Source organism: Sporosarcina sp. P20a, assembly GCF_002743175.1.
GTDB lineage: Bacteria > Bacillota > Bacilli > Bacillales_A > Planococcaceae > Sporosarcina.
In genome coordinates this window covers 62666-88176 of the sequence record NZ_PDYT01000005.1, presented here as the reverse complement: position 1 = coordinate 88176, position 25511 = coordinate 62666, and the positions used below count along the sequence as shown (strand labels likewise).

Below are 25511 nucleotides of genomic sequence, written 5' to 3'. Positions count from 1 at the left end.
AGTACTTTGAAAAGTGTATGTATTTAGATAATTAATTATATATAGTGGAAAGAGCTCATAAAAAAGGATTCTCCTAAGAGAATCCTCAATAAGATTACCCCATAATGTGGTAGCCAGCATCTACATAGATAACTTCACCTGTCACACCACTGGATAAACTACTTAGCATCGCCACAGTCATATCTGAAACTTCTTCAGGTTTGACGTTACGTTTTAGTGGCGCGCGTTCCTCAATTTGACTGAGGATGGTATTAAAGGAAGGTACACCTTTTGCGGACAATGTACGAACCGCTCCGGCAGAGATTGCATTGACGCGAATATTTTGTTCACCTAGCTCAGATGCCAAGTAGCGTACAGAAGCTTCAAGAGCTGCTTTTGCAACTCCCATTACGTTATAGCCCTCAAGAACTCGTTCCGCTCCTAAATAACTCATCGTAATGATCGCTCCACCTTCTGTCATATAATGACGGGCTTCACGTGCTGCCGCTACCAATGAATAAGCACTGGAATCTTGTGCGAATGCATATCCTTCACGAGTCGTTTCCACGAATGGATTATGCAAGTCTTGTTGATGTGCAAATGCGATAGAGTGAACTACGCCATGAATAACACCAACTTGTTCGCCAATCGATTTGAAAGCCTGCTCTATGCTTTGATCACTATTCACATCACACTGTACAATTTGTGTGGCTGTAAATTCACTTTTAGCTAAAGCTTTTTCTAATTTATCACGAGAGCGATCTTTACGGTATGTAAAAATGACATTCGCACCAACGGAGAATAATGCTTTTGCGACTCCCCAACCAATACTACGTTCATTTGCCACACCCATAATCACAATGTTTTTACCGGATAATTTTAATAAATCTACCATAATAGCCTCCTGAAAGTTTCTTATTCATTTGATCATATTATACTCTCCATAATAATAACATATAGTGAAGAGGAAGTTACAGATTTTCTATAGAAGAACGAAAAGAGAATTTACAAATAGACTGTTAATAAATAAAAATACAGTTGACTTTATAATTATACATACGTATACTTGTCTTTAATGAATAAAGAGGTGAGGGCGTTGAAGGTTGGAATCGTAGGAGCGTCTGGATATGGTGGCCTAGAGTTGTTACGGTTGCTGCAAAACCATCCGGAAATTGAACAGATAGATTTATTCACTTCCTCAGAAGTGGGGACGGTCTTTTCTCAAAAATATCCACATCTTGTGAATATTCACGATCAGCCGATGAAGGCTATAGAACCTGAACATATTAGCAAGTTGGACACAGTTTTTTTCAGTACACCAGCTGGCGTTACAACTAAGTTACTTCCTCCATTGGTGGGAGCAGGTGCTAAATTGATTGACTTATCGGGAGACTTTAGACTGAAAGATCAAGCGGCTTTTGAGCAGTGGTATCAAAAGGATGCACCACCACTTGAACACTTGGAGAAAAGTGTATACGGACTTCCAGAATGGAATAAACCGGACATTGCGAATGCAGAAATAATTGCGAACCCAGGGTGTTACCCGACAGCGGTTCTTCTATCTTTACTGCCGTTATTGAAAAATAATTTAATTGACGGTAGCCGATTAATCATTGATGCAAAAAGTGGTATATCTGGTGCAGGCAACAAGCCAAGCCAAGCGACCCATTTCAGTGAAACGAATGAAAATTTCTCTATATATAAGATTCATCAACATCAGCATATACCGGAAATTGAACAGGCAATGAATATATTTGCTGATCAACCCGAACCTATTACGTTCACAACGCATCTTGTTCCCATGACAAGAGGTATCATGACGACGAGCTATGCGAAAGTGAATGGACAAGTTACGGAAGAACAGCTTAGAAATTGCTTGCAAGAAACATATAAAGATAGTCCGTTCGTTCGTATTTTGACAGACGTACAAAAGGTCAGTACGAAACAGGTGTATGGCTCCAACTATTGCGATATCCATGTCAAGGTGGATCCACGAACGAATCAAGCAACGATTATAGCAGTCATTGATAATGTGGTGAAAGGCGCCGCTGGACAAGCTATACAAAATATGAATATTCAATATGGTCTACATGAAAAAACAGGAATCGATATTATTCCATTATGGATTTGAACTATTAATTTGAACACAAGAATTGAGGGGAGCACTACTATGGAAACCATCGAAAGCATGAAGCGCATCTCGCGTAAAAATATTATCTCACCAAAAGGATTCAAGGCAGTCGGCATCCACTGTGGGCTAAAACATAAGAAAAATGATTTGGCTCTACTAGTCAGCGAAGTTCCAGCGAGTGTTGCGGGTGTCTTCACAACGAATGTAATCCAAGCGGCTCCACTTCAAGTCACAAAAAAAGTCGTCTATGAAACGCAAAAGATGCAGGCGATTGTCATTAACTCCGGTAACGCGAATGCATGTACAGGTAAGCAAGGCATGCAAGATGCAATGACTATGCAACGAAAAACCGCAGAGCACTTAGGAATCGATTCCAATCTTGTAGGCATTGCTTCTACAGGTGTGATCGGTGAACAAATGAATATGGTCCCTTTACTATCTGGTATTGAAAAGCTTCAACCGATGGACTCATTAGAAGGTTCCATTCAATTTTCACAAGCGATTTTAACTACAGATACCGTAACGAAAAATACTGCCTATGCAACGGTGATCGATGATCGTGAAGTCGTGGTAGCGGGTGTTGCAAAAGGTTCAGGAATGATTGAACCGAATATGGCGACAATGCTTGGCTTCATCACAACCGATGCCAATATCGAATCAGAACATTTACAAACAGCGCTAAAAGAAATTACAGATGTGACATTCAACTCTATTACGGTAGATGGTGATACATCAACGAATGATATGGTACTTGTCATGGCAAACGGACTAGCGGGTAACCACTCATTAACTCCAGATCATCCCGAGTGGCAATCTTTCGTCGATGCATTACATGCTGTATCACGTGATTTAGCAAAAATGATTGCTAAAGATGGGGAAGGTGCTACTAAATTGATCGAAGCGAAAGTGACAGGTGCAGTTTCGGATGAACAAGCACGTCAAATCGCAAAATCTGTAGTAGGCTCACCGCTTGTCAAGACGGCGGTATTTGGTTGTGACGCCAACTGGGGAAGAATTATTGCAGCCATCGGATATTGCGGTGCCACAATAGATCCTGAAGATATCAAAATCTATATCGGCGATACAGTAGTAGTAGAAGGTGGGGAACCTATTCCATTTTCAGAAGAGAAATTGTTAATATATCTTAAACAGCATGAAGTGAAATTTGCAATTGAACTAAACCAGGGAGCTGGTCAAGGAATGGCATGGGGGTGCGATCTTACTTATGACTACGTCCAAATCAACGCAACATATCGTACGTAAAAGACAGGTTATTAAACTAGGTGGTAGTATGCTAGACGAATTAGGCGATAATTTTTTCCAGGGTGTGAAAAAATTACAGCAAGATGGTGTTCAAGTAATTATTGTTCATGGTGGGGGACCAAACATTAATCAAGAGCTTGAAAAGCGTGGAGTCACTTCGACTGTTGTTAAAGGGTTCCGTGTTACGTCTGCTGAAGCAATCGATATCGTCCAGTCGATCATGATTGGCCAAGTGAATCCAGCGCTCGTTCATCGCTTCAATAGCGAAGGGGTCAAGGCGGTTGGATTGAGTGGATTCGATGCAAACTTATTTACGTGTGATGTACTTGATTTTGCAACGTATGGTTATGTGGGAGAAATTAAAAACGTTAAAACAGAAGTTGTAGATACGCTTTTGGATGCAGGAATTATTCCAGTTATTTCGTGTATCGGTGCAACCGTATCTGGAGATCCATTGAACGTTAACGCGGATACAGTCGCGAGTCGAATTGCATTAGCTGTTGAAGCCGAAAGTTTATTATTGGTGACAGATACATCTGGAATCCGGATTCAAGATCAGCCTCAGACAGAAGTGCAACCGCAAGCTATTTACGGCTGGATTAAAACAGAAGATATCTACGGAGGAATGATTCCGAAAGTTATGGCGGCAATTGATTGTCTAGAAGCGGGTATTCCATCTGTACAAATCGTCTGTCAGGAATTAAAAGGCACGGTCATTACCAATGAGGAGGCAATTGTGTGACGTATTTATTCAATAACTATGCAAGACGTGCGGTACATCTCGTAAAAGGACAGGGGACCGTAGTGACAGACGATAAAGGGAAGAATTATTTAGACTTTACTAGCGGCATCGCGGTCGTCAGTTTAGGACATGCTCATCCTGCAATCGTTAAGGCATTGCAAGAACAAAGCGAAAAGCTATGGCATATTTCCAATCTATTTGAAAGTCCAGAACAGGAAAAACTTGCTGAATCATTAACAAAAGATACGGATCTATCGTATGCATTGTTTTGTAACAGTGGGGCCGAAGCGAATGAAGCAGCGATTAAATTAGCGCGTAAACATACAGGCAAGCACCATATTTTATCGTTTAAACAGTCATTCCACGGGCGGACTTTTGGCGCAATGGCTGCCACGGGTCAGGATAAAATTCAACAAGGATTTGGCCCGATGCTTGAAAGTTTTGAAGCATTGCCATTTAATGATGTCGAAGCTTTGAAACAAGCGACTAACGATAACGTGGCTGCTATCATGCTGGAAGTCATCCAAGCGGAAGGTGGAGTTAACACTATCGAACCGGCTTTCGCTGAAGCGGTAATGGCTGCATGTAATGAACATAATATCCTTCTCATTATCGATGAAGTACAGACAGGTATTGGACGGACAGGAACACGTTATGCCTACGAGCAAACTGCACTAAAACCTAATATCGTCTCATTGGCTAAAGGCCTCGGTGGCGGTTTCCCTATTGGGGCATTGCTGGCTGGTGAAGAGCTGTTCAATACATTCGGACCTGGTACACATGGTACAACTTTTGGTGGAAATCCATTAGCCGTTTCAGTTGCTCAAACAGTAGTCGATCATATATTTGATCCAGCATTCTTAAAGGATGTTCAAGAAAAATCTACGTATCTGAAGCAACAACTTCATTCAGAACTTCCAAAAGATAAGTATTCGATTCGCGGAAAAGGTTTATTAGTTGGGATTCATTCAACTAAGGAAATCGCACCATTTATCCAAGAGGCCGAAAAACAAGGATTACTGCTTGTACCTGCCGGAATGAATGTCATCCGTCTATTACCACCACTGACAGTTTCAAAAGAAGAAATTGACCAAGCGATAGCGATATTAAAGAATATATTAACGTAATAGCAAATTGAATTAAAGTAGTCTGCGAACTGCTATTCAGTAAACAAAAGATCTCCCTGAAGTCTCAACACTTCATGGAGATCTCTTTTTTGCATGGGTATAAGTTGAGTTCAGTTACACCTATTTGAATTCTTTCTATACAAAAAAATATCGCTCAGGTATAGTTAAGGCAAAACTACCTAAAAGAATGGAAGTGTACTAGACTTGAAACAGATATATGCAATAGCACTAACGATAATGCTGGTCCTATATGCAATCCCCACCACCTCACTTGCCAACGTCTTCCAAGATGTGCGTCCTCAGCATTCGGCGGCTGATGAAATACACTATCTAGTTGAAAAAGAAATCATCATAGAAAAACCAAACACTAAATACCGTGTAAACGAACCGATCACACGCCTCGAAGCATCAGGAATGATCCAACGTGCGCTGAAAATCCCTGTAGATAATAGACCAGATGCTAAACTGTCGGATGTAAAGCTATCTCATCCACACTACGCACTCATTGCCACAATGGTTGATGAAGGTATTTTCATGGGCAACGAGAAAAAAGAATTTCAACCGTATGGTAATTTGAAACGTGGGCAGATGGCGGCGGTATTCGTTCGCGCATTCAATCTGACAGGCAAATCGACGTATCGATTTCGTGATGTACCTGCAACGTATTGGGGGTTATCCGACATACAAAAACTATCTGTAAATGCGATTACGACAGGTTATTTGGATAACACGTTTAAGCCGAATCAAACGTTAACTCGTGGACACTTTGCAGTATTTCTGGCACGAATTATTGAGCCGGACTTCAGAGAGCAACCTGCCTGTTACAAGCCGAATAACACTCCCGTTCAAACAGTCAATGTACCTGTTACGACACTTTGGAAAGAGCCAGGAAAGTCGCGAACAGTAGATGCTTATGCTACAAACAAATCACCTGATATCACAAAATGGATTGCTGCAATGAGTTTACGTGAAAAGCAATGGCTAGTAGGTAAATTAGAAACCCAAGCACTATATGGTCAAACGGTTAAAGTCCTGCAAACAAAAGGGGACTGGGTTCAAGTCGTTGTAACAGATCAAAGCTCCCCAAAAAACGCAGCAGGCTACCCAGGATGGATGCCGAAGAATCATCTAACGGCAGTATATCCTAACTATGCAACATGCGACACAGCCATGGTGACGACGAAGTCAGCCATACTTACGATGGATAAAAACGGTAAACAACCTCATCGTTCAATTAGCTTCAACACGACATTGCCGATCATGGATGTTGTGGATAATAAACTTGCTGTCCAGACACCTGCCGACGGAGTGAAGTACGTGGATAAGAGTGCAGTGAAAATAGTAGGAGCGGATGGTGTCATGCCGAAGCCTACAACTCAGCAAATCATGGATACAGCCAAGATCTTCGATGGATTACCGTATTTATGGGCAGGTACATCAGGATTTGGCCTAGATTGTTCCGGATTCACATACTCGGTCTATCGTCAGCATGGAATTGATATACCGCGTGATGCATCTGTGCAAGCATTGAGCGGAACGTTAATACAGAAAAACGATCTACAACCCGGTGACTTAATGTTCTTTGCTTATAATAAAGGTAAAGGAATCATTCATCATGTAGGGATGTACGCAGGGAACGGTCAAATGATCCATGCGCCAAACCCTAAGCGTACTGTGGAAATCATCCGGATGACAGTGGAACCGTATAAGTCAGAATATGTTTCAGCTAGAAGATATTTAAAATGAAAAAGCGCACAGACAACTGATGTCTGTGCGCTTTTCATCTATATCACAAGTTTCCTTCATACAATATATTATCGTCATTCAAATCAATAACTTTTAAATAATTATCTTCTTTTATGAAGATACTCTTATATACCTTTTGTCCGCTTTCATTTTCATACAGGATGATACGTTTGTTCTGATTATCCACTTCCACTTGAGCTATTAACTCATCCATCGGAATATGCTCTGCTAACACTTCAGCTTCTTCATGTCCTAACAAGTTAGAATTTGAAGGTTCGTATGAGGCTTTTGGTTCTTCACCAGGCACATCTTCTACAGGTGCTTCTTCTGGAGGAGCTTTAGTGTCGGCAGGTTTAGTACCTTCAAGTTCTGCAGATTCTTCCTCAGGCTCTATCTCATCAACTGAAATGTCTTTATCTTCTACAGGTTTTGCTTCCTGATCGTTACTGCACGCAACCAAAAATACAGCGAGTGCAGGTAAAAGCCACCATTTTTTCATATACATTCACTCCCGTTTATCTTATTTCATGTGTTGACAGTGTAAAAGCTTATGTTAGATAAATCAATTAACTCAACTTAAACGGTCATATTAAAGAGGAAATACTACTGTAAAAATAGAATGAGTAAAGTAGGATATAAATATAAAAAGTTCCAATATTTCATGAATAACACAAGGGGAACTATTATGAAAATTATTGTGCCTTTAGATGGAACGAATATGGGGTTTAAAGTTTTACATCAAATAAACAAAGACACATTCCAAATTCTTGGAGTGTGTCTTTGTTTTTATAAGTTCATCTAATATAGTAGATTTCTAATGTTGAATTAAACACTAGGCTGCATACTATGTTTTTTATATTGACGTGCTTCATCTTTGCGTTTTTGCTGAATACGAAGAAATATATTATTTCCTAATAGTGCCGCGATGATAAATACCGTACCAATATAATCAAAAATAGTTAACTGATATCCTTGTGTATATGAAATCACCAGTGTGGTCACCGGCACGAAATTAATAAACAACAGGCCATTTAATGGAGACAAGATACGTACGCCAACATTCCAACCTACTAACGCAATAATACCTGGGAATACAATCATAAACAACATGTGTGGTGTTACCACTTGTAATGTTTCCACAGTTGGAACAGAAATATAACCTGTCAACGTCACGAAGAATACCACTATACATGCAGTTAATGTTCCGAGTAAACAGCTCAATGTAGAATAACGCAATGCGGACCATTCACTAAATCGATTTCCACCCATTGTATAAATGACCCAGCCAATTACCGCTATGAAGATCAGTAATGAAGGGACGATGTCATCTGTTGCTGTGAAGAATGTGCGTAAGTCACCTTTTGTGATCACAAGCATTACACCGACAAATGCAGTAAACACACAAGTCAGTGTAAAGCCGTGCGGTTTGTGTCTACTAATCATCCATACAATAACAATAGAAATCATCGGCATCATAGCCTCAGAAATAGACGCGACCATCGTTCCAGGTTGTCCCATTAAATCTTGCCCCCAGAAAATAAAGAGGTTATAGACAACGAATGCCATCGTTCCGAAGAACCAAAGAGATAAACCTCTCTTTTCAAATCGAAAAGCTCCCTTTCCTTCTTTAAACCATAGTATGCCGACAAGTAGTAGTGTTACCGAAACATAACGAATTAATGTGAAATAAAATGGGTCGATATTTTTGAACGCGCTATTGGCAACTGGGAACATTGCACCCCATGACACACTGGCTATAAAGCATAGAAACGCTCCCCAGATAATTTTGTTTTTCAACAGACTGAACCTCCTTGAAGTACTATCTCTAGTAAACACTATATTGGACATCACGTAAAACGAATAATAATGATGACTACTATCGATTTTATTGATATCATATAAATAACAGTACTTTACTAGGAGGCTAACTATGGAATTCAAAGACTTAGAGATATTCCAGATGGTCGCAGAGAAGGGAACGATCACGGCGGCGGCGAAAGAATTAAGCTATGTACAATCAAATATCACATCCCGTATACAGAAGCTCGAAGCTGAACTAAAGACGCCATTGTTTAATAGACATAACCGAGGGATGATCTTGACGCCAGAGGGGAAACGTCTTCTCATATATAGCGAGAAAATTTTATCGCTAACTAATGAAATGAGAAAAGTCGTGCAGAATGACAAAGAGCCTTCTGGAAAGCTCGAGCTAGGCTCTGTAGAAACTGTAATCAAATTGCCCATTATTCTATCGAGATATAATAAGAAATATAAACAAGTCGATATTTCATTATTGACAGGTGTAACAGAAGGATTGCAGTTTAAGGTTCTTAACCATCAACTTGACGGGGCTTTCATATCGGAAGGTACGATGCATCCTGACCTGGCTGTACATGATGTGCTCGAAGAAGAGCTCGTGCTACTTTCGAGTACACCCTTCCAATCGATTGACGATATTAAAGATGAGCCAATCCTTTGTTTTAGAAAGGGTTGTGGTTATCGGGCACGCTTAGAGTCATGGCTCGAAGATGAGCAATTTAAGCCAACGAAAATGATGGAGTTCGGAACATTGGAGACGATCCTTGGAAGTGTAGCAGCAGGATTAGGTGTGACATTCGTTCCAAGATCAACAGTTTCCCACCTGTTAGATCAGGGGTTAGTTTATTGCTATCATCTGCCGCCCAAATACAGCCAAATTAAAACGGTTTTTGTACGACGTGCAGATTCCTATTTGACACCTACTATTGCCAAGTTTATAAAAATTATTGATGAATTCAGAGAAGAAGCAGATGAGCAATTTCAAAAATCGACACAAATTTGACCTGCATAGCGTGTTACGTATGATACGATATAAGGTAGTTATGAATATAGAATTAGGAGTGCTACTAGATGAACTATACGAATCAAACAACACCGCCCGCAAATTTCAAAAAACGGAATTACCGTCCGGCGATTATCATTATTTCGGTCATTCTCATCGGTGCAATTGGCATCTTGGCAGGCATGCCGGGTGTAGAGAATTTCACAGCATTCGATATTACAATCTTACCTCTATTGAATGCCATATTTAACAGTTTCACTTTCATATTTCTCGTCTGTGCATTAGTGGCGATTTTGAAAAAGAATATCAAACTGCATGAACGCTTTATCTATGCAGCGTTTAGCACAACCGCTTTATTTTTAGTGACGTATGTCGCATATCACTTTTTATCGGAGTCTACACCATTTGGCGGTAGTGGTTTCTTAGCTGGATTCTATTACTTCATCCTGTTCTCACACATTGTGTTAGCTGCTGCAATCGTTCCATTAGCATTAACAAGTGTCGCAAGAGCATGGAATATGGAGATCCCGCGTCACCGCAAAATTGCACGCTGGACGATGCCTATTTGGTTATATGTTAGTTTCACCGGAGTACTTGTGTATATCTTGATTTCACCTTACTATTAAGTAATCAGATAAATAGCGTAGGGCATCAGTCAAAAGAGAGTGAACGACTGATGCTCTTTTTTACAATAGGGTAGTCTGAATAATCAAATTTAAAAGAAGGAAGTGCTACAATGAAAATACCGAACTTCATGTCAAATGAATCATTTGATGAAGTGTTTAAACAAGAATCTGATCTAATTAACGAGCAATTAACAAAAGAAATTCTTATTGCATTGGTCGGTGACGTCAATGCAGGGAAGTCATCTACACTGAATCGTCTTATGCAAAAAGATGTAGCGGAAGTGGGAGCACAACCTGGGGAAACGAAGGAAGTTAAAAAATTTTATTACACAGATAATATACTGTTTGTTGATACACCAGGCCTTGATGATATTTATCAAGAACATTCAAATGAGACGCTAAAATTTTATAATCAAGCAGATTTGATTCTTTTCTTCTTGAATGCTGCGGGTACGGTATTGTCAGATACGGAACTAAAATCATTGAATAAAATAGCCACGCTTAACAAGAAAATCATTCTCGTACTCAATAAAATAGATGCAGCTGATGATGTTCCAAGTTTAGTGAACTATGTTTTGGAGCATACTGGGTTTGCCTATCCAGTTATTCCTATTTCATCAAAGACAGGGGAGCAAATGGAATTCCTGCAAAAAGAAATTCTTCAGCAATTAAAAGATGCCAATAAAGATCTTTTACTCGCAGCAAATATGGCCGATAAGTCGTCCATTGCCAAACGATGGATTCTCGCGGCTGGTGCATCAGCCGCTGCAATCGGAGCAGTTCCCATTCCAGGTGCTGACTTTATCCCGTTGACAACATTGCAAGTGGGCCTCATGTTGAAGTTGTCTACATTATATGGAAAACCGATTACGAAAGACCATGCTAAGGAGCTTATTATTGCAACGATCGTGGGGAATGTCGGGAAAACAGCTTTCCGTCAAATTGTTAAAGTAATTCCAGGGGCAGGAATGGTCGTTGCCGCAAGTGTGGCTGGATCTATGACAGTGGCGCTAGGTTATGCAGTGAAATACATGTATGAAAATAATATGGAACTCACACCTGACACATTGAAAAAAGTATATGAAATATTTTTGAAAAAACAAAAGTAAAAAGGGGCGGAATGTATGGAGTGGTTTAACTACGCAACATTTGTGGTCGCTTTACTAGCGGGTTTGTATTCAATGGAAAGTATGAAACGAAATAAGGAATTAGAAGATCGTGTAGAGGAGTTAGAGAAGAAAAATACGTCCGAGCTGGACAAGCATCGGTTGTAGAAAGGGGAAAAGATGAAAAGAGAATGTCCGATTTGCAGGGGGAATAACTTGTGTGGTACTACAATCGAGAGTGATGAGCGTTGTTGGTGTACTAAGAAGCTCTTTCCGGAAGAAGTGTTTCGACAAATACCAGAAGAACAACTGCACAAACAGTGTATATGTGAAACGTGTTTGAACCATATCACGGAAATCGAACAGGCAAGCAAGAGGTCTATGGACCGCTAGCTTGCCTGTTTTTTTATTCGGCTTCAAATGAACGTGTAGAAAGTTCTTTCTCGTATATGAACAGTGCGTTCTTATCTTCCCGGATACGCTTTAAATACTCGATATGTCTATCGAATGTCGCTTCCTCTTCTACTTGCTCGTCAAGGAACCAGTTCAAGAAAGAAATCGTTGCGTGCTCTTTTTCTTCCCATGCCATATCCATGATTTGATAAAATGATTTTGTTACTTCTTTTTCTTGTAATAATGCCACTTCAAACGTGTGTACTAAGTTATCAAAAGAAGTAGCTGGCGCAGGTGTTTCTGTAATAATCGCACGGATCCCACGATCATTCAAATAAGTGTAAATTTTCATTGCGTGATGGCGCTCCTCTTCTACTTGTTGTAGGAAGAAGTGCGCAAATCCACTGTAATTGCGATATTCACAGTAAGATGCCATGGATAAGTAGGTTTGTGCTGCGGCGAATTCATTGTTCATTTGTTCATTTAACGCTTGTGCTAATTTTTCACTAATCATGTGGATCGCCCCTTTTCTGATAGTAATGTAACTAGCGTAATGTGTGCCATATCCGCTAACTTCAGTATACCTTTAAACGACATTCTTTGCATACTAGATATTAAATTGGATACACATAATGGTCTACTGATATACTTAAAAGAGAACTAGAAGAATACTTATACATATTTAAGAAAGAAGGTCATCACTTGAAACAGTATACGATCCCTGCTTTAGACACATCAGCTGGAGTGGAAGCGAAGGCATATGTAGATACATTGACGAAACCTATTGGAAGTTTAGGGAAACTTGAAGAAATTGTGATTACATTAGCTGAGATACAAGGTCGAAAAATACCTAGCATTAATCAATTAGGTGTAGTAGTATTCGCAGCAGATCACGGAATTGTAGAAGAAGGGATTTCCGCATTTCCGCAACTTGTTACACGTCAAATGGTAGAGAATATGGCAGTAGGTGGCGCAGCAATCAATGTATTCAGCAGACAGCAACAAGCAGAATTTTCATTGGTTGACGTGGGTGTAATAGGGGACTCATTTTCAGAACCGGTGAAAGATCGGAAGATTCGACAGGGATCTGAAAACTTTCTACGCACCGAGGCGATGACCCAGGAAGAAGTGGAAAAAGCACTGAAGATTGGTTATGAAGAAGCGATTGCACTATTTGAAAAAGGTGTGGATTGCCTAGTAGTAGGGGAAGTTGGAATCGGTAATACAACGACAAGCAGTGCTGTAGTGGCGGCTATAACAGGACTAGATCCGGCAGAACTAGTTGGTTACGGAACAGGAATATCGTCTGATCAACATCTTCATAAAATTAAAGTAGTTCGGAAGGCACTAGCTCTTCATCAACCTAATCCTTCAGACGGCTATGATGTGCTACGTAAGGTCGGTGGTCTAGAGTTGGCTGCCATGGCAGGGGCAATGCTCGCGGCTGCTTCTGAGCGCGTACCTATCATTTTAGACGGCTTTATCTCGACTGCGGCAGCTTGTGTGGCGGAAACTATAAGCCAAGGCGCAACTGGATATATGTTACTTGGTCATCAATCGATGGAACCGGGACATCAAAAGGCATTTCAATATTTAGGAAAAGAACCTGTTTTGTCCTTGTCCATGCGGCTAGGCGAAGGTACGGGGGCAGCAGTTGCATTCAGTATCATTCAATCGGCTGTTTTGATGGTCAATGAAATGGCGACCTTTGAAAGTGCTGGCGTTTCGGGGAAGAATTAATAAAAAAGGGAAGAATGAGCAGCGATGCCCATTCTTCCCTTTTTGTTATTCAGTTACTTTAACTGTTTCGACGGGTGTAATCAGTATTTCCTCGTCTTCCTCTTCATCATCAGCGGAGTTGCTAATAATGCTTGAAAGTACATGAACCCGTAAAATAATACCTTCAATACGGTTCGTTTCATCTATAACGACAAGTGGATATTTAGAATCCAGTACACGTGGAATAATATCTTGAACATATTCCTCCGGAGTAGCGGTCAATACATCGGTTGTCATCACTTCTTCTAATGTTTTTTTGTTTTTGACACCTTCGATCGCACCGTCAATTGTTACCAATCCAAGCAACTGTCGTTCGCGATTTGTAATGAAGACACTGGAAATGCCGTGCTCTTCCATATTCTTAATCGCTACATGCAAACCATCTTTGCCGTTCATGACACTTAATGGTTTTGACATGATATTCATTGCTTGTAACACTTTCGAACGGTCAATTTCGCGAGTAAAGTCAATAATATAATCGTTTGCGGGTGTTTCTAGCAACTCTTCCGGTGTACCGATTTGCTCTACGTGACCATCTTTCATAACCGCTACGCGGTCACCGATACGGAATGCTTCGTTGACATCATGCGTGATGAAGATGATAGTTTTTTGGAGGCGTGTCTGGATATCTAAAAGTTCCATTTGCATCTCTCTGCGAATGAGCGGATCAAGCGCACTGAATGGTTCGTCCATCAAAAGAATATCAGGATCATTCGTCAAAGCACGGGCAATACCTACACGTTGACGCATACCGCCTGATAATTCATCAGGATACTGATTTTCATATCCTTTCAGTCCAACCGTATCGATATGCTTTTGTGCTATATCGCGGCGTTCGCTTTTTGATAAACCTCGGATTTCCAGACCGTATTCAATGTTCTCTATAACCGTTCTATGGCTGAATAATCCAAAGTGTTGGAAGACCATTGCGATTTTCTTCTGACGGAAGAATTTCAATTGTTCTTTATTGTATTTGACAATATTCTCACCATCTACATAGATTGCGCCTGACGTAGGCTTGTTCAATAAGTTGAAGCAACGGATCAGTGTTGATTTACCACTTCCGGATAGGCCCATAATTACGAAAGTTTCACCTTCCATGATTTCCATGTTGGCGTTATAGACACCTACAGTATGTCCAGTCTTTTCGAGGATTTCCCGCTTAGAAGCCCCTTTTTCAATCATTGGAATGATTTTCTTAGGGCGAGGACCAAAGATCTTGGTGACATTTTCTACTTTGAGTTTTACGGTCATGCTGATCTCCTCCCTGTACTTTGTAGGCGGTTTGCCACTCCATTTGTTAAACGGTCAATAATAATCGCTAAGAACACGATACTGATACCCGCTTCGAATCCTAGTGAAATATTAATTTGGTTAATCGAGAATAGTACACGTTCACCCAAACCGTGAGCACCAACCATAGAACCAACAACGGCCATGGATAAAGCCATCATCGTGGTTTGGTTAATTCCTGCCATCATAGTAGGCAGTGCCTGTGGTAATTGTACTTTCATCAACATTTGGTTTCGAGAAGAACCGAATGATTCTGCTGACTCAATCACTTCAGAATCAACGTTTCGAATACCGAGTTCTGTTAGACGGATAACTGGTGGTAACGCGTAAATGATGGTCGCAATAATTGCGGGAACGTTCCCAAGAGGGAAGAAGAATATTACAGGTATCAAGTAGACAAAAGTAGGCATCGTCTGCATAGCATCCAATAGAGGACGCATGATGACAGAAAATGTTTTGCTAAATGCCATCAAGATACCGACCGGAATACCGATTGCTAGGGATAGAACAACAGAAATGACGATAATAGCAACTGTTGTCATCGTATCTTCCCATAAATTAAAGGAACCAATCAAAAAGATAAAGGCGGCAAACATGATACCATTTAAAATGGAGTTTAAATACCAACCAAGTAGGAAAACAATAATCATAATGGCCCACCAAGGTGTTGCGAGTAAAGCGGTTTCAATCGTTCGGATAGTAGTGGAAGCAATAGTGAAGATAAAATCAAATAACCAACCAAAGTTCATTGCAAGAAAATCAATAAACTTCTCCACATAATCTCCTATAGGTATTCTAACGTTAGGGAATTCATTCATAGGCAGTAAGCTAGGACGTACTAGCTTGTCCCTCTCTTTCTCTACTTTTAGTATTAGTGCAAATTAAAAAGGGTGGAGCGGAAAGCGTCCACCCCGTAAATCTATGAAGTATTACAGTGCTGCTCTTACTTTCTCAGCAACATCTTCAGGCACCCATGAAGTCCAAAGTTCTTCATTTTCTTTCATGAACCATTTTGCAGTATCTTCTGGACTCGCTTCATTATCACCCATATACTCTAATGCTTCTTCTGTTAATGCACTGCTAGTTTCGTAATGGCTTAAGAACTCTACTACTTCAGGAGCTTGTGTTTTCAAGTCTTTGTGAACGCTGACGAAAACATCATTCGGAGGGAATGTGCCAGACTTGTCTTTATCCCAAGCCTCTTGATCAAATGGCTCGTCTTCAAGAAGAGTTAAATCGTATGTTGCAGTCACCCAAGTAGGGGACCAGTAATATCCAACCCAAGGCTCACCTTTTTTATATGCACTAGCTAAGTCCGCTACGATAGATGAGTCTGAACCTGGAGCTAAATACGTAAACTTTTCATTTAATCCATAAGTAGTTAACTTTTCATCTAAGTGTTTACTAACTATCCAGCTAGATGGTGCACCGATGATCCGTCCTTTATCCTTGTTTTCAGGATCTCTGAATAGTTCGGGATACTTTTCTAAGTCTTTAATAGTTTTCAAATCTGGAGCTACTGCTTCAATATTGCGCTCTGGATCGCCTTTAATAACGTATGTAGGAACATACAGGCCTTGTGAGTTATCGTCGAAGTTTGTCGAAACGGATTCAATGTCTCCGCTGTCAATTGCGTTTGTATACGCATCACCCAAGTTATCAGACCAAACTTCCGTATACACTTGTAGATCACCTTGCTGCAACGCTTGCAATGTTGCAGAAGAAGTACCATTTACTATCTCCGTGTCATAGCCATAGCCTTCTTCTAATATAATTTGTGCAATGCCGTTGTGGATACGAATACTATCCCATCCTGCATCTGCCAGTTTAATTGTACTAATTGAATCTTTGCTGTCACTATTACCGCACGCTGTTAATAGTAGTAATGTAAAGACAGATAAAAACAACATAATCCTTCTCAAAAAATCAAACCCTTTCTTTTTTATATTTTTTCATCACGAAATGCTGTTTTTTGCTCAGATCTCTTAAAATCAGACATAAGATATAATGTGCAGATAGTTCAAGAGATCAAGGAAAAACCATCATTTTTCTCGTGGTACTATTAAACGAGTTTACAGGATAATTAAATTAATATCAATTTAATTATTTAGAAAACTATTGATTACATGCGCTTTTAAAGAGATGTTTAGCTGTTTTTTTGTAATGAAAAAAGTAAACAGTGTTCGATGGATCATGGTGGGTGAACGGAGGTGCTAGCCTATAAGGGGTATAGGGTCAGGCTTTGTCGAATAAAGGAGACAAATGATAATTTATAGTATGCTGACTGTGTATAAAAAAGGGAAATTTATCATACAATATGTTTATTTATGCACTTCGGACAAATCTTTGTAACAGTTTATAAGGAATTGTCCTGATTTTTTGATTTTGCTTTTAAGAAAATGATATAGTTATATGTATCAATGGAAAAAATATTTAAATGTAACGTAAAAGGAGAACGGACCCATATGACGAAAGAAGCCCATATTGTTTCGAGTACGACTCAAAGCCGCTCGGCGTCTACCTTCTTCTCGGATATTAAATCATTAGTTAAAGGACCTGTACTCATCGCGAATATATTTCCGGTTTTTACGGGGTTTTGGTTGGCACTATATTTTTCAGGTATGACACTCACCGGTAACTGGGGTGTGTTTCTGCTAACCATGATAGGTAGCGCCTTTCTTGTTGCAGGTGCGCTTGTAATGAATAACTGGTTTGATTCTGATATTGATACGGTGATGGAAAGAACAAAAAACCGTCCGACTGTGACTGGTAATTTTGCTTTAAAAACCGTATTAAATATTGGTTTGATATTATCGGGAATTGGAATGTTATTATTATTATTCACTACATTAGAAGCGGCGATTTATGCATTTATCGGATGGTTTACGTATGTAATACCCTATACCATGTGGTCTAAACGCAAATATACTTTAAATACGGTCATAGGCAGTGTGTCAGGTGCAGTTACCCCTCTCATTGGGTGGGCAGCTATAATGCCGGCGGATCATGTTGTACCGATTGTTTTGGTCGCTATACTATTTATTTGGCAAATGCCTCATACATTTGCGATCGCTATGAAGAAGTACAAAGATTATAGTGCGGCTAATGTAGCGATGTTGCCTGTCGTTTATGGCTTTAATTTCACTAAACGCCAAATGCTCGTGTATGTACTATGTTTATTGCCGTTACCATTTTTATTAACAATGTTCGGCACTACATTCATTTTCATCGCGACATTGATGAACCTTGGATATATTGCGGCTAGTATCTACGGGTTTTATGCAAAAGATGATTATAAGTGGGCTAACTTCATGTTCTTATACTCAGTCAATTACATGACGTTATTATTTGGCATGATGATTCTTTGGACTTTTTAAACCATACGAAAAGACTTCCTTTCGCACGACGTGAAAGAGAAGTCTTTTTTATGTTAGAATTATTGAGAAGTTTGAAAAGTCAGGATTAAATAATTCAATATATGACAATGAATAGTAGATTTTGGGAGGCGCTTTAATGAATGAGCAAGTACAGTTACTGAAGCCGAAATTGGATGAAGTGTTTGCGCATTTGCATAGTCATCCGGAAGTGAGTTGGAAAGAAACAAAAACAACGGCATATTTGAAGGAATATCTTGAGCGTGAAGGATTTAATGTACATGTATTCGACGGAATAACAGGTTTATCTGTGACGATCGGTGAAGGTAAGCCGGTAGTCGGATTACGAGTAGATATAGATGCATTGTGGCAAGAAGTGGACGGTGTCTATCGAGCGAATCACTCATGCGGACATGATGGACATATGACAATGGGAATTGGCGCGTTGCTTATGGCTAAAGAACGCGGAATACCTCAAAAAGGAACATTAAAAGTATTCTTCCAACCTGCAGAAGAGAAAGGGAAAGGCGCACTAGCTGTTCTTGAACAAGGGCTGATCGATGATATCGATTACTTATATGGCGTTCATCTACGGGCTGAAGATGAAATGGCTGACGGTTGCTCCGCTGCCTCACTGCGTCACGGTGCAGCTAAAATGATTAGTGGAACGATAAAAGGAACGGAAGCACATGGCGCAAGACCGCATCAAGGAAAGAATGCCATTGAGGTTGGAGCTTCGTTAGTGGGAGGTTTACAGTCCGTTCATTGTAATCCAATGGTTTCTCATACAGCGAAGATGACGATGTTCCAAGCGGGAGGCGAATCTGCGAATATTATACCGGGAAATGCAAAATTCAGTTTGGATTTACGCGCACAGGAAAATGATGTGATGGATGAATTATACGAAAAGGTAGAACGTGTAATTCAAGCGATAAGAAATCAATACGATGTAGAAATCAACTATGAAGTAATGGCAGAAATGGTCGCAGCGGAAGTAAATTCTGAGGCAGAAGATCTAATGTATCAGGCGATTGCTAAAGTAGTGGGTGAAGAGAAGACTACACGTACCGTTGTAACACCTGGAGGAGAAGATTTCCACTTTTATTCTGTAAAACGCCCCACTGTCAAAAGTACAATGCTAGGTTTGGGGTGTGGCTTAACGCCAGGACTTCACCATCCGCAAATGACATTTAATCAAGACGCGCTGGCAACGGGAGTTGAAATTTTGACTACTGCCATCGAATTAACATTCCAATCTAAAAAATAGAAGGTGCCAGTATGATGAAGGATTTAGAGGTCAGAAAAGTGACGGCTATCGCAGATATTCATTCCATGCAAATGCTTGAGAAACAAATTTGGGGAATGGAACCAATCCCTGTCCATCAGACCATTACAGCGGTCAAAAATGGTGGATTGATTGTTGGGGCGTTTCTAGAAGAGCGAATGATCGGCTATTCTTATAGTTTTGCAGGTTATTCGAATGGCCAAATATATTTGTGCTCTCATATGCTTGCGGTTGATGAAGAATTTCAGATGAGAGGTATTGGCAAGTTGTTAAAAGAAGAGCAACTACGTCTTGCGCGCGAAATGGGCTATCGGTTAATCGTCTGGACATTTGATCCTCTTGAAAGTCGCAACGCCTACTTGAATACTTCAAAATTATACGGTGTGTGTTATGACTATATAGTGGATTGCTATGGGAAAATGGACGATGGGTTAAACAAAGGCTTGCCGACTGATCGTTTTCAAGTTGCCTGGTGGATTGATAGTCCGCGTGTGTTGGAGAAATGGCAACCTAATCTTGAATATAGTCGTCCCTTTCCAATTCACTTGAGTGATGAGGCGCACCCGGTCATACAATTGCCAGAAACGAATGAATGGTTACAGGCGGAAGCGATAGAAGTACCAGTTCCTAAACATATTCAATTGATCAAGCAAGAAGATCCGTCATTGTCTTATGAATGGCGAATGAAGACGAGAACTATATTTCAGCAACTGAGTGGCGAAGGATTTGCTTTGATTGATGTATGCAGAACAGAAGAATCTGTACAATACTATCGGTTCTGCAAGAAATCCATTATTCCGTTGCAAAATTAAAGGAGCTTATCCAATGAAAATTAATTCGGTTACACTTCGTAGAATGAACATGACGATGAAACATCCGTTTACTACAAGTTTCGGAACGATTCAGAAGAAAGACTTTCTGTTGGCGACTGTCGCAGACGCGGATGGTCATGAGGGATGGGGAGAGTCTGTCGCGTTTACGGCACCTTGGTATAGTGAAGAGACGACAGAAACGACGATTCATATGCTGCGCGATTTCTTGATTCCAGCAGTACTTGGCAAAACTATTACACATCCCGATGAAGTAAGTGGCTTATTTGGACATATCCGCAAAAATAATATGGCTAAAGCAACAATTGAAGGGGCGATATGGGATGTATATGCGAAGCATCAACATATGACGCTCGCCGCAGCACTCGGAGGGAAACGTCAACGTATTGAAGTCGGTATCAGCATTGGAATTGAAGAAAATGTTGAAGATTTATTGGCCAATATTACAGACTTTATAGAAGAAGGATATAAGCGCATTAAAGTGAAAATTAAACCGGGGTATGATGTGGAAGTGATTCGCGCCATTCGACAAGCCTATCCTGATGTACCATTAATGGCGGATGCGAACTCGGCTTATTCGCTAGACGATGTAGAGTTGTTGAAAGAACTGGACCAGTTTAATTTGATGATGATTGAGCAACCACTCGCTTCCGATGATATTATCGATCACGCAACACTGCAAAAACAAATTAAGACACCGATTTGTCTGGATGAAAGCATTCATTCGTTGGAAGATACACGTAAAGCTATCGAATTGGGTAGTTGTAGAATTATTAATGTGAAAATTGGTAGAGTGGGTGGCTTATCAGAAGCGAAGAAAATCCATGATTATTGTGCAACAAAAGGTATCGATGTATGGTGTGGCGGCATGCTGGAATCGGGTATTGGCCGAGCGCAAAACATCGCCTTGACGACATTACCTAATTTCACGTTGCCAGGCGATACAGCAGGGTCTTCACGTTATTGGGAACAAGATATTATTACACCAGAAGTAGTGGCTACTGAAGGTTATATTACAGTTCCGACCGAAGATGGTATAGGGTATATTCCTAACATGGAAGCAGTGGAACAATTTACAGTCGACAAATGGGTATTTTTATCTGAATAATTATTCAGCTGTTGTTATTTAGTCATCATATGTGCTAGACTCTTAATTAATCGAATATGTTTCCTTCGGGGCAGGGCGTAATTCCCTACCGACGGTGATGAGCTTACAGGCTCTTAGTCCGTGACCCGGATGCTTTATATAAAGCAGAAGGTGGATTTGGTGAAACTCCAAAGCCGACAGTTAAAGTCTGGATGAGAGAAGGAACAGTGCGTATATACTACATGTAATGAATTTTTCATTACTGTTTATAACGTTTATTTAGTCATGGTTACAAGCCCCGCATAGTCTTTTGCGGGGCTTTTTGTATGTAGAATTGTCACTAGAGGAATACCGTAAGTGGAGTGTTGCTCAATGAATCAGAATCATATGGAAATGGCTTTGCAACTCGCAGAAAATGTGGCAGGTCAAACCTCTCCTAACCCTCCAGTAGGTGCAGTCATCGTAAAAGATGGCCGAATTATTGGAATGGGTGCACATTTACAAGCGGGAGAGCGCCATGCAGAACGAGTCGCACTTGATATGGCGGGAGCAAATGCAACGGGTGCTGATTTGTTTGTAACGCTGGAACCTTGTTCACACACTGGTAAAACTTCACCTTGTGCTGATGCCGTTATTCAAGCGGGTATCAAACGTGTCTTCATCGCAACAACGGATCCGAATCCGCTTGTAGCAGGTAAGGGCATTGCAAAACTTCGTGAGGCAGGAGTAGAAGTAACCGAATCGGTTTCCGTTGAACTTGCTAAAAAACTATACGAACCATTTTTTCATTTTATTAAAACTAAAACACCTCATGTGACAATGAAAACAGCTATGACGATAGACGGTAAGATTGCGACTTCAAAAGGAGATAGTAAGTGGGTGACGAGTGAGCAAGCACGACTCGATGTCCATCAGCTTCGCCATACGCAAGATGCAATTTTAGTAGGTGTGCAAACGCTTCTTCATGATAATCCTCTTCTCACCACCAGACTGCCCCTAGGTGGACAACATCCTATTCGAGTTATTTTAGATACATCTTTACGAACGCCGGAATCTAGCCAGATCATTCAAAATGCAGAAGCACCGACGTGGATTTTTTGCGGAAAATATGCGGAATTATCACGTGAAAAGTTACTCAAGAAACCGCATGTCCAGATTATCCGAATGCAGAAACCTCAACTAATTGTAGAGGATATTCTACTAGAGCTAGGAAGACGTAGTGTCATGACGTTGCTCGTAGAAGGTGGGGCGGCTATTAATGCTTCATTCGTAAAAGCGCGAGCCGTGCAGAAAGTCATTTGCTATGTAGCGCCCAAATTACTTGGTGGAATTGGATCTTTGACACCGATTAGTGGACTGGACCCCCTATTGATGAGTGAGGCTCTTCCATTAACATTTGAAAGTGTGGAAATGATGGGTCCGGACATTAAAATCACAGCTGTACTGAAAGAGAGTGATTGAACAGTGTTTACAGGAATAATTGAAGAGATTGGTTTAGTTCAGCAAATACAACCTGGCGCTCAATCTATGACTCTAACGATCTCTGCATCTCTTGTATTGACAGATGTGAGAGTTGGAGACAGCATCGCGGTCAATGGTGTCTGTTTAACGGTAAAGAGCTTTTCAAAAGATCGGTTTGCGGCGGACGTTATGCCTGAAACCGTATCCTCTACATCCTTACGACAATTAGCAACGGGAAGTCCTGTGAACCTAGAGCGAGCACTCGCAGCAAATGGCAGATTGGGTGGACATTTTGTCACGGGACATGTAGATGGAATAGCTACAATCCGTGACAAGCGAACTGTTGATAATGCGTTATATATACGCTTGTCCTTGCCGCAAGGATATAATCCCTATTTATTACATAAAGGCTCAATCGCGTTGGATGGTACTTCATTGACGATCTTCGAAGTGAAAGATACGGATATAACGATTTCGTTAATTCCGCACTCACAGGAAATGACCGTCATTGCGAAAAAGCAAGTAGGGGATATAGTCAATTTCGAATGCGATATGCTCGCTAAATATGTTGAGAACATGTTGCGAAAAAGATTAGATACAGATCAAACGATGTCGAAAGACTTTTTACAACAACACGGATTTATGTGAAGGAGTGAATGAAGATGTTTCATACAATCGAAGATGCGTTAGAAGATTTACGTCAAGGTAAAGTTGTCATCGTGGTGGATGATGAAGACCGAGAGAATGAAGGGGATTTCGTGGCATTGGCCGACAAGGTTACACCTGAAATTATCAACTTCATGGCAACAAAAGGTCGAGGCTTGATTTGTGTACCCGTAACAGAACAAAAAGCAAGACAACTAGGTTTGCAAATGATGACCGATAATAATACAGATTCACATGGTACTGCGTTCACGATTAGTGTCGATCACAACTCTACACATACTGGAATCAGTGCGTTTGAACGAGCAGATACAATCGTTAAAATGATGGAACCGAATGCAACAGCAGGCGAATTCAAACGTCCAGGGCATATATTTCCACTTGTAGCGAAGTCAGGTGGTGTACTAGAACGTACAGGACATACTGAAGCTGCAGTGGATTTGGCACGACTGGCAGGCAGCGCGTCGGCCGGTGTGATTTGTGAAATCATGAGTGAGGACGGAACGATGGCGCGTGTACTGGAGTTACGTCAGATGGCGGAAGAGCTAGATTTGAAACTAATTACTATTCAAGACCTCATTCATTATCGTCTACAACGAGAGCAATTAGTCATTCGTGAAGCAGAGATTAAGCTGCCTACAGATTATGGCGATTTCCGGTTGGTCGGCTATACCGAAACTATGACAGGCAAAGAACATGTTGCATTAGTAAAAGGCGACGTTACGACAGAAGAGCCGGTCTTAGTGAGAGTTCATTCAGAATGTTTAACAGGTGACGTTTTTGGATCATGCCGTTGTGACTGTGGTCCCCAACTGCAAGCTGCTCTTTCTCAAATTGAAGAAGAAGGGCGCGGTGTATTGTTGTATATGCGACAAGAGGGCAGAGGAATAGGTTTGATCAATAAACTAAAAGCCTATGAACTGCAAGAACAAGGCTATGACACGGTAGAAGCGAATGAAAAACTCGGTTTTGCTGCTGATTTACGTGATTACGGTATCGGTGCACAAATTCTACGGGAACTCGGTATTACGCAAATGCGTTTGTTAACGAATAATCCAAAGAAAATCGCCGGTTTAAAAGGGTATGAATTAGAAGTGGTTGAACGCGTCGCAATCCAACTACCGTTTAATAAAGCGAACGAAAAGTACTTACACACAAAGGCGGAAAAACTAGGTCATTTATTAACTTTATGAGGAGAGATGAAAATGGGTAATTTATTCGAAGGACATTTAGTAGGTACGGGTTTAAAGGTAGGCATCGTCGTTGGACGGTTTAATGAGTTCATTACAGGGAAGTTACTTTCAGGTGCACAGGACGCGTTCAAACGTCATGGTGTAGACGAGGCAGATGTAGACATAGCATGGGTGCCAGGCGCATTTGAAATCTCATTGATCGCAAAGAAAATGGCGGATTCAAAAAAGTATGATGCAGTCATTACACTAGGCACGGTCATCCGTGGTGCGACTCCTCATTTTGACTTTGTTTGTAATGAAGTGGCAAAAGGTGTTTCACAAGCTGGCATGCAATCGGGTGTCCCGGTAATCTTCGGCGTACTCACAACGGATACGATTGAGCAATCAATCGAGCGTGCAGGGACTAAGGCGGGGAACAAAGGCTGGGACGCAGCAGTGTCTGCTATTGAGATGGCGAACTTGGCGAAACAGTTTGACTGATTAGTGAGTAGAAATAAAAAAGGATGTTCCTGAAGTTACTAACTTCATGGGGCATCCTTTTTTTGTGTTGTTAAGTTTAGAAGTATGTTTAAGTTTAAAAGCGAGTGCTTGGGAAGGGTTAGTGAGTTTGTG

At 40.7% G+C, this 25511-nt stretch carries 26 protein-coding genes and 1 riboswitch; of the genes, 19 read left to right on the top strand and 7 right to left on the bottom strand.

The window, feature by feature from the left end:
- Window positions 1–94: 94 nt before the first annotated feature.
- The gene (locus CSV72_RS07445; RefSeq protein ID WP_099677840.1) at window positions 95–874 is read right to left on the bottom strand and encodes an enoyl-ACP reductase FabI; all 780 of its coding nucleotides are present in this window, start codon (window positions 872–874) and stop codon (window positions 95–97) included.
- 201 nt (window positions 875–1075) lie between these two features.
- On the opposite strand from CSV72_RS07445, the gene argC reads away from it, so the two are divergent.
- From argC to CSV72_RS07420, 5 genes are all read left to right on the top strand, one after another.
- Complete coding sequence (argC, locus tag CSV72_RS07440) at window positions 1076–2110, top strand: N-acetyl-gamma-glutamyl-phosphate reductase (protein WP_233191163.1); 1035 nt, start codon at window positions 1076–1078, stop codon at window positions 2108–2110.
- Between the two features lie 39 nt (window positions 2111–2149).
- A complete protein-coding gene (gene argJ, locus CSV72_RS07435; RefSeq protein ID WP_099677838.1) occupies window positions 2150–3373 on the top strand; it encodes a bifunctional glutamate N-acetyltransferase/amino-acid acetyltransferase ArgJ in 1224 nt (407 codons plus the stop codon).
- On the top strand, window positions 3336–4115 hold the full coding sequence (gene argB / locus CSV72_RS07430; protein ID WP_099677837.1) for an acetylglutamate kinase: 780 nt from the start codon (window positions 3336–3338) through the stop codon (window positions 4113–4115). The genes argJ and argB overlap by 38 nt, the downstream gene beginning before the upstream one ends.
- Window positions 4112–5242: an acetylornithine transaminase gene (locus CSV72_RS07425; RefSeq protein ID WP_099677836.1), complete on the top strand. Its 1131-nt coding sequence runs from the start codon at window positions 4112–4114 to the stop codon at window positions 5240–5242. The genes argB and CSV72_RS07425 overlap by 4 nt, the downstream gene beginning before the upstream one ends.
- A gap of 204 nt (window positions 5243–5446) precedes the next feature.
- Entirely contained in the window at window positions 5447–6988 is a 1542-nt protein-coding gene (locus CSV72_RS07420) for an NlpC/P60 family protein (protein ID WP_099677835.1), read from the top strand.
- Between the two features lie 43 nt (window positions 6989–7031).
- Here CSV72_RS07420 and CSV72_RS07415 read toward each other — a convergent pair whose 3' ends face one another.
- Window positions 7032–7487 (bottom strand): hypothetical protein, encoded by a 456-nt coding sequence (locus CSV72_RS07415; protein ID WP_099677834.1) that lies wholly within the window; start codon window positions 7485–7487, stop codon window positions 7032–7034.
- Window positions 7488–7813: 326 nt separating this feature from the next.
- Window positions 7814–8785 (bottom strand): DMT family transporter, encoded by a 972-nt coding sequence (locus tag CSV72_RS07405; RefSeq protein WP_099677832.1) that lies wholly within the window; start codon window positions 8783–8785, stop codon window positions 7814–7816.
- 133 nt (window positions 8786–8918) lie between these two features.
- Between CSV72_RS07405 and CSV72_RS07400 the strand changes: the two genes are divergently transcribed.
- The 5 genes from CSV72_RS07400 to CSV72_RS07385 all read left to right on the top strand — a co-directional run bounded on the left by CSV72_RS07400 (window position 8919) and on the right by CSV72_RS07385 (window position 11934).
- Window positions 8919–9809 (top strand): LysR family transcriptional regulator, encoded by an 891-nt coding sequence (locus CSV72_RS07400; protein ID WP_099677831.1) that lies wholly within the window; start codon window positions 8919–8921, stop codon window positions 9807–9809.
- Window positions 9810–9877: 68 nt separating this feature from the next.
- Window positions 9878–10435, top strand: coding sequence for a DUF420 domain-containing protein (locus CSV72_RS07395; RefSeq protein WP_099634984.1), 558 nt, complete (start codon window positions 9878–9880; stop codon window positions 10433–10435).
- A gap of 110 nt (window positions 10436–10545) precedes the next feature.
- Window positions 10546–11544, top strand: coding sequence for a YcjF family protein (locus tag CSV72_RS07390; RefSeq protein WP_099677830.1), 999 nt, complete (start codon window positions 10546–10548; stop codon window positions 11542–11544).
- 15 nt (window positions 11545–11559) lie between these two features.
- Window positions 11560–11709 carry a hypothetical protein gene (locus tag CSV72_RS16720; RefSeq protein ID WP_158232174.1) on the top strand — a complete coding sequence of 50 codons (150 nt, stop codon included), beginning with the start codon at window positions 11560–11562 and terminating at the stop codon, window positions 11707–11709.
- Window positions 11710–11721: 12 nt separating this feature from the next.
- The gene (locus CSV72_RS07385) at window positions 11722–11934 is read left to right on the top strand and encodes a cysteine-rich CWC family protein (RefSeq protein ID WP_099677829.1); all 213 of its coding nucleotides are present in this window, start codon (window positions 11722–11724) and stop codon (window positions 11932–11934) included.
- 13 nt (window positions 11935–11947) lie between these two features.
- On the opposite strand, the gene CSV72_RS07380 is transcribed toward CSV72_RS07385, so the two are convergent.
- Entirely contained in the window at window positions 11948–12448 is a 501-nt protein-coding gene (locus tag CSV72_RS07380) for a ferritin (protein WP_099677828.1), read from the bottom strand.
- 188 nt (window positions 12449–12636) lie between these two features.
- Here CSV72_RS07380 and cobT point away from each other — a divergent pair, with 188 nt between their 5' ends.
- On the top strand, window positions 12637–13674 hold the full coding sequence (gene cobT, locus CSV72_RS07375; protein WP_099677827.1) for a nicotinate-nucleotide--dimethylbenzimidazole phosphoribosyltransferase: 1038 nt from the start codon (window positions 12637–12639) through the stop codon (window positions 13672–13674).
- Between the two features lie 45 nt (window positions 13675–13719).
- Here the strand turns inward: cobT and CSV72_RS07370 are convergent, their stop codons facing one another.
- The 3 genes from CSV72_RS07370 to CSV72_RS07360 form a co-directional block, all read right to left on the bottom strand.
- Complete coding sequence (locus CSV72_RS07370) at window positions 13720–14967, bottom strand: quaternary amine ABC transporter ATP-binding protein (RefSeq protein WP_099677826.1); 1248 nt, start codon at window positions 14965–14967, stop codon at window positions 13720–13722.
- Window positions 14964–15782 carry an ABC transporter permease gene (locus CSV72_RS07365; protein ID WP_483315627.1) on the bottom strand — a complete coding sequence of 273 codons (819 nt, stop codon included), beginning with the start codon at window positions 15780–15782 and terminating at the stop codon, window positions 14964–14966. Before CSV72_RS07365 ends, CSV72_RS07370 begins: the two co-directional genes overlap by 4 nt.
- Before the next feature lie 153 nt (window positions 15783–15935).
- On the bottom strand, window positions 15936–16928 hold the full coding sequence (locus tag CSV72_RS07360) for an ABC transporter substrate-binding protein (RefSeq protein WP_233191161.1): 993 nt from the start codon (window positions 16926–16928) through the stop codon (window positions 15936–15938).
- Window positions 16929–17471: 543 nt separating this feature from the next.
- Between CSV72_RS07360 and cyoE the strand changes: the two genes are divergently transcribed.
- The 8 genes from cyoE to ribH all read left to right on the top strand — a co-directional run bounded on the left by cyoE (window position 17472) and on the right by ribH (window position 25379).
- Window positions 17472–18383, top strand: a complete 912-nt coding sequence (gene cyoE / locus CSV72_RS07355; protein ID WP_099677824.1) for a heme o synthase — start codon at window positions 17472–17474, stop codon at window positions 18381–18383.
- Window positions 18384–18519: 136 nt separating this feature from the next.
- Window positions 18520–19647: a M20 peptidase aminoacylase family protein gene (locus tag CSV72_RS07350; protein WP_099677823.1), complete on the top strand. Its 1128-nt coding sequence runs from the start codon at window positions 18520–18522 to the stop codon at window positions 19645–19647.
- A gap of 11 nt (window positions 19648–19658) precedes the next feature.
- Window positions 19659–20477: a GNAT family N-acetyltransferase gene (locus CSV72_RS07345; protein WP_233191159.1), complete on the top strand. Its 819-nt coding sequence runs from the start codon at window positions 19659–19661 to the stop codon at window positions 20475–20477.
- A 13-nt stretch (window positions 20478–20490) separates the two neighbouring features.
- Window positions 20491–21603, top strand: coding sequence for an o-succinylbenzoate synthase (gene menC / locus CSV72_RS07340; protein ID WP_099677822.1), 1113 nt, complete (start codon window positions 20491–20493; stop codon window positions 21601–21603).
- A gap of 57 nt (window positions 21604–21660) precedes the next feature.
- Window positions 21661–21810, top strand: a riboswitch (FMN riboswitch).
- Between the two features lie 144 nt (window positions 21811–21954).
- Window positions 21955–23043 carry a bifunctional diaminohydroxyphosphoribosylaminopyrimidine deaminase/5-amino-6-(5-phosphoribosylamino)uracil reductase RibD gene (ribD, locus tag CSV72_RS07335; RefSeq protein ID WP_099677821.1) on the top strand — a complete coding sequence of 363 codons (1089 nt, stop codon included), beginning with the start codon at window positions 21955–21957 and terminating at the stop codon, window positions 23041–23043.
- A gap of 3 nt (window positions 23044–23046) precedes the next feature.
- Window positions 23047–23691, top strand: coding sequence for a riboflavin synthase (gene ribE, locus CSV72_RS07330; protein ID WP_099677820.1), 645 nt, complete (start codon window positions 23047–23049; stop codon window positions 23689–23691).
- Between the two features lie 14 nt (window positions 23692–23705).
- On the top strand, window positions 23706–24899 hold the full coding sequence (locus CSV72_RS07325; protein WP_099677819.1) for a bifunctional 3,4-dihydroxy-2-butanone-4-phosphate synthase/GTP cyclohydrolase II: 1194 nt from the start codon (window positions 23706–23708) through the stop codon (window positions 24897–24899).
- A 12-nt stretch (window positions 24900–24911) separates the two neighbouring features.
- Window positions 24912–25379 carry a 6,7-dimethyl-8-ribityllumazine synthase gene (gene ribH / locus CSV72_RS07320; RefSeq protein ID WP_099677818.1) on the top strand — a complete coding sequence of 156 codons (468 nt, stop codon included), beginning with the start codon at window positions 24912–24914 and terminating at the stop codon, window positions 25377–25379.
- The last annotated feature ends 132 nt before the right edge of the window (window positions 25380–25511 follow it).

Bases quoted from the DNA above. Each gene is read 5' to 3' on its own strand.
- CSV72_RS07445 (WP_099677840.1), bottom strand. From the start codon at position 874: ATGGTAGATTTATTAAAATTATCCGGTAAAAACATTGTGATTATGGGT.
- argJ (WP_099677838.1), top strand. From the start codon at position 2,150: ATGGAAACCATCGAAAGCATGAAGCGCATCTCGCGTAAAAATATTATC.
- argB (WP_099677837.1), top strand. From the start codon at position 3,336: ATGACTACGTCCAAATCAACGCAACATATCGTACGTAAAAGACAGGTT.
- CSV72_RS07415 (WP_099677834.1), bottom strand. From the start codon at position 7,487: ATGAAAAAATGGTGGCTTTTACCTGCACTCGCTGTATTTTTGGTTGCG.
- CSV72_RS07400 (WP_099677831.1), top strand. From the start codon at position 8,919: ATGGAATTCAAAGACTTAGAGATATTCCAGATGGTCGCAGAGAAGGGA.
- CSV72_RS07395 (WP_099634984.1), top strand. From the start codon at position 9,878: ATGAACTATACGAATCAAACAACACCGCCCGCAAATTTCAAAAAACGG.
- CSV72_RS07390 (WP_099677830.1), top strand. From the start codon at position 10,546: ATGAAAATACCGAACTTCATGTCAAATGAATCATTTGATGAAGTGTTT.
- CSV72_RS16720 (WP_158232174.1), top strand. From the start codon at position 11,560: ATGGAGTGGTTTAACTACGCAACATTTGTGGTCGCTTTACTAGCGGGT.
- CSV72_RS07385 (WP_099677829.1), top strand. From the start codon at position 11,722: ATGAAAAGAGAATGTCCGATTTGCAGGGGGAATAACTTGTGTGGTACT.
- CSV72_RS07380 (WP_099677828.1), bottom strand. From the start codon at position 12,448: ATGATTAGTGAAAAATTAGCACAAGCGTTAAATGAACAAATGAACAAT.
- CSV72_RS07370 (WP_099677826.1), bottom strand. From the start codon at position 14,967: ATGACCGTAAAACTCAAAGTAGAAAATGTCACCAAGATCTTTGGTCCT.
- cyoE (WP_099677824.1), top strand. From the start codon at position 17,472: ATGACGAAAGAAGCCCATATTGTTTCGAGTACGACTCAAAGCCGCTCG.
- CSV72_RS07350 (WP_099677823.1), top strand. From the start codon at position 18,520: ATGAATGAGCAAGTACAGTTACTGAAGCCGAAATTGGATGAAGTGTTT.
- CSV72_RS07345 (WP_233191159.1), top strand. From the start codon at position 19,659: ATGATGAAGGATTTAGAGGTCAGAAAAGTGACGGCTATCGCAGATATT.
- menC (WP_099677822.1), top strand. From the start codon at position 20,491: ATGAAAATTAATTCGGTTACACTTCGTAGAATGAACATGACGATGAAA.
- ribD (WP_099677821.1), top strand. From the start codon at position 21,955: ATGAATCAGAATCATATGGAAATGGCTTTGCAACTCGCAGAAAATGTG.
- CSV72_RS07325 (WP_099677819.1), top strand. From the start codon at position 23,706: ATGTTTCATACAATCGAAGATGCGTTAGAAGATTTACGTCAAGGTAAA.
- ribH (WP_099677818.1), top strand. From the start codon at position 24,912: ATGGGTAATTTATTCGAAGGACATTTAGTAGGTACGGGTTTAAAGGTA.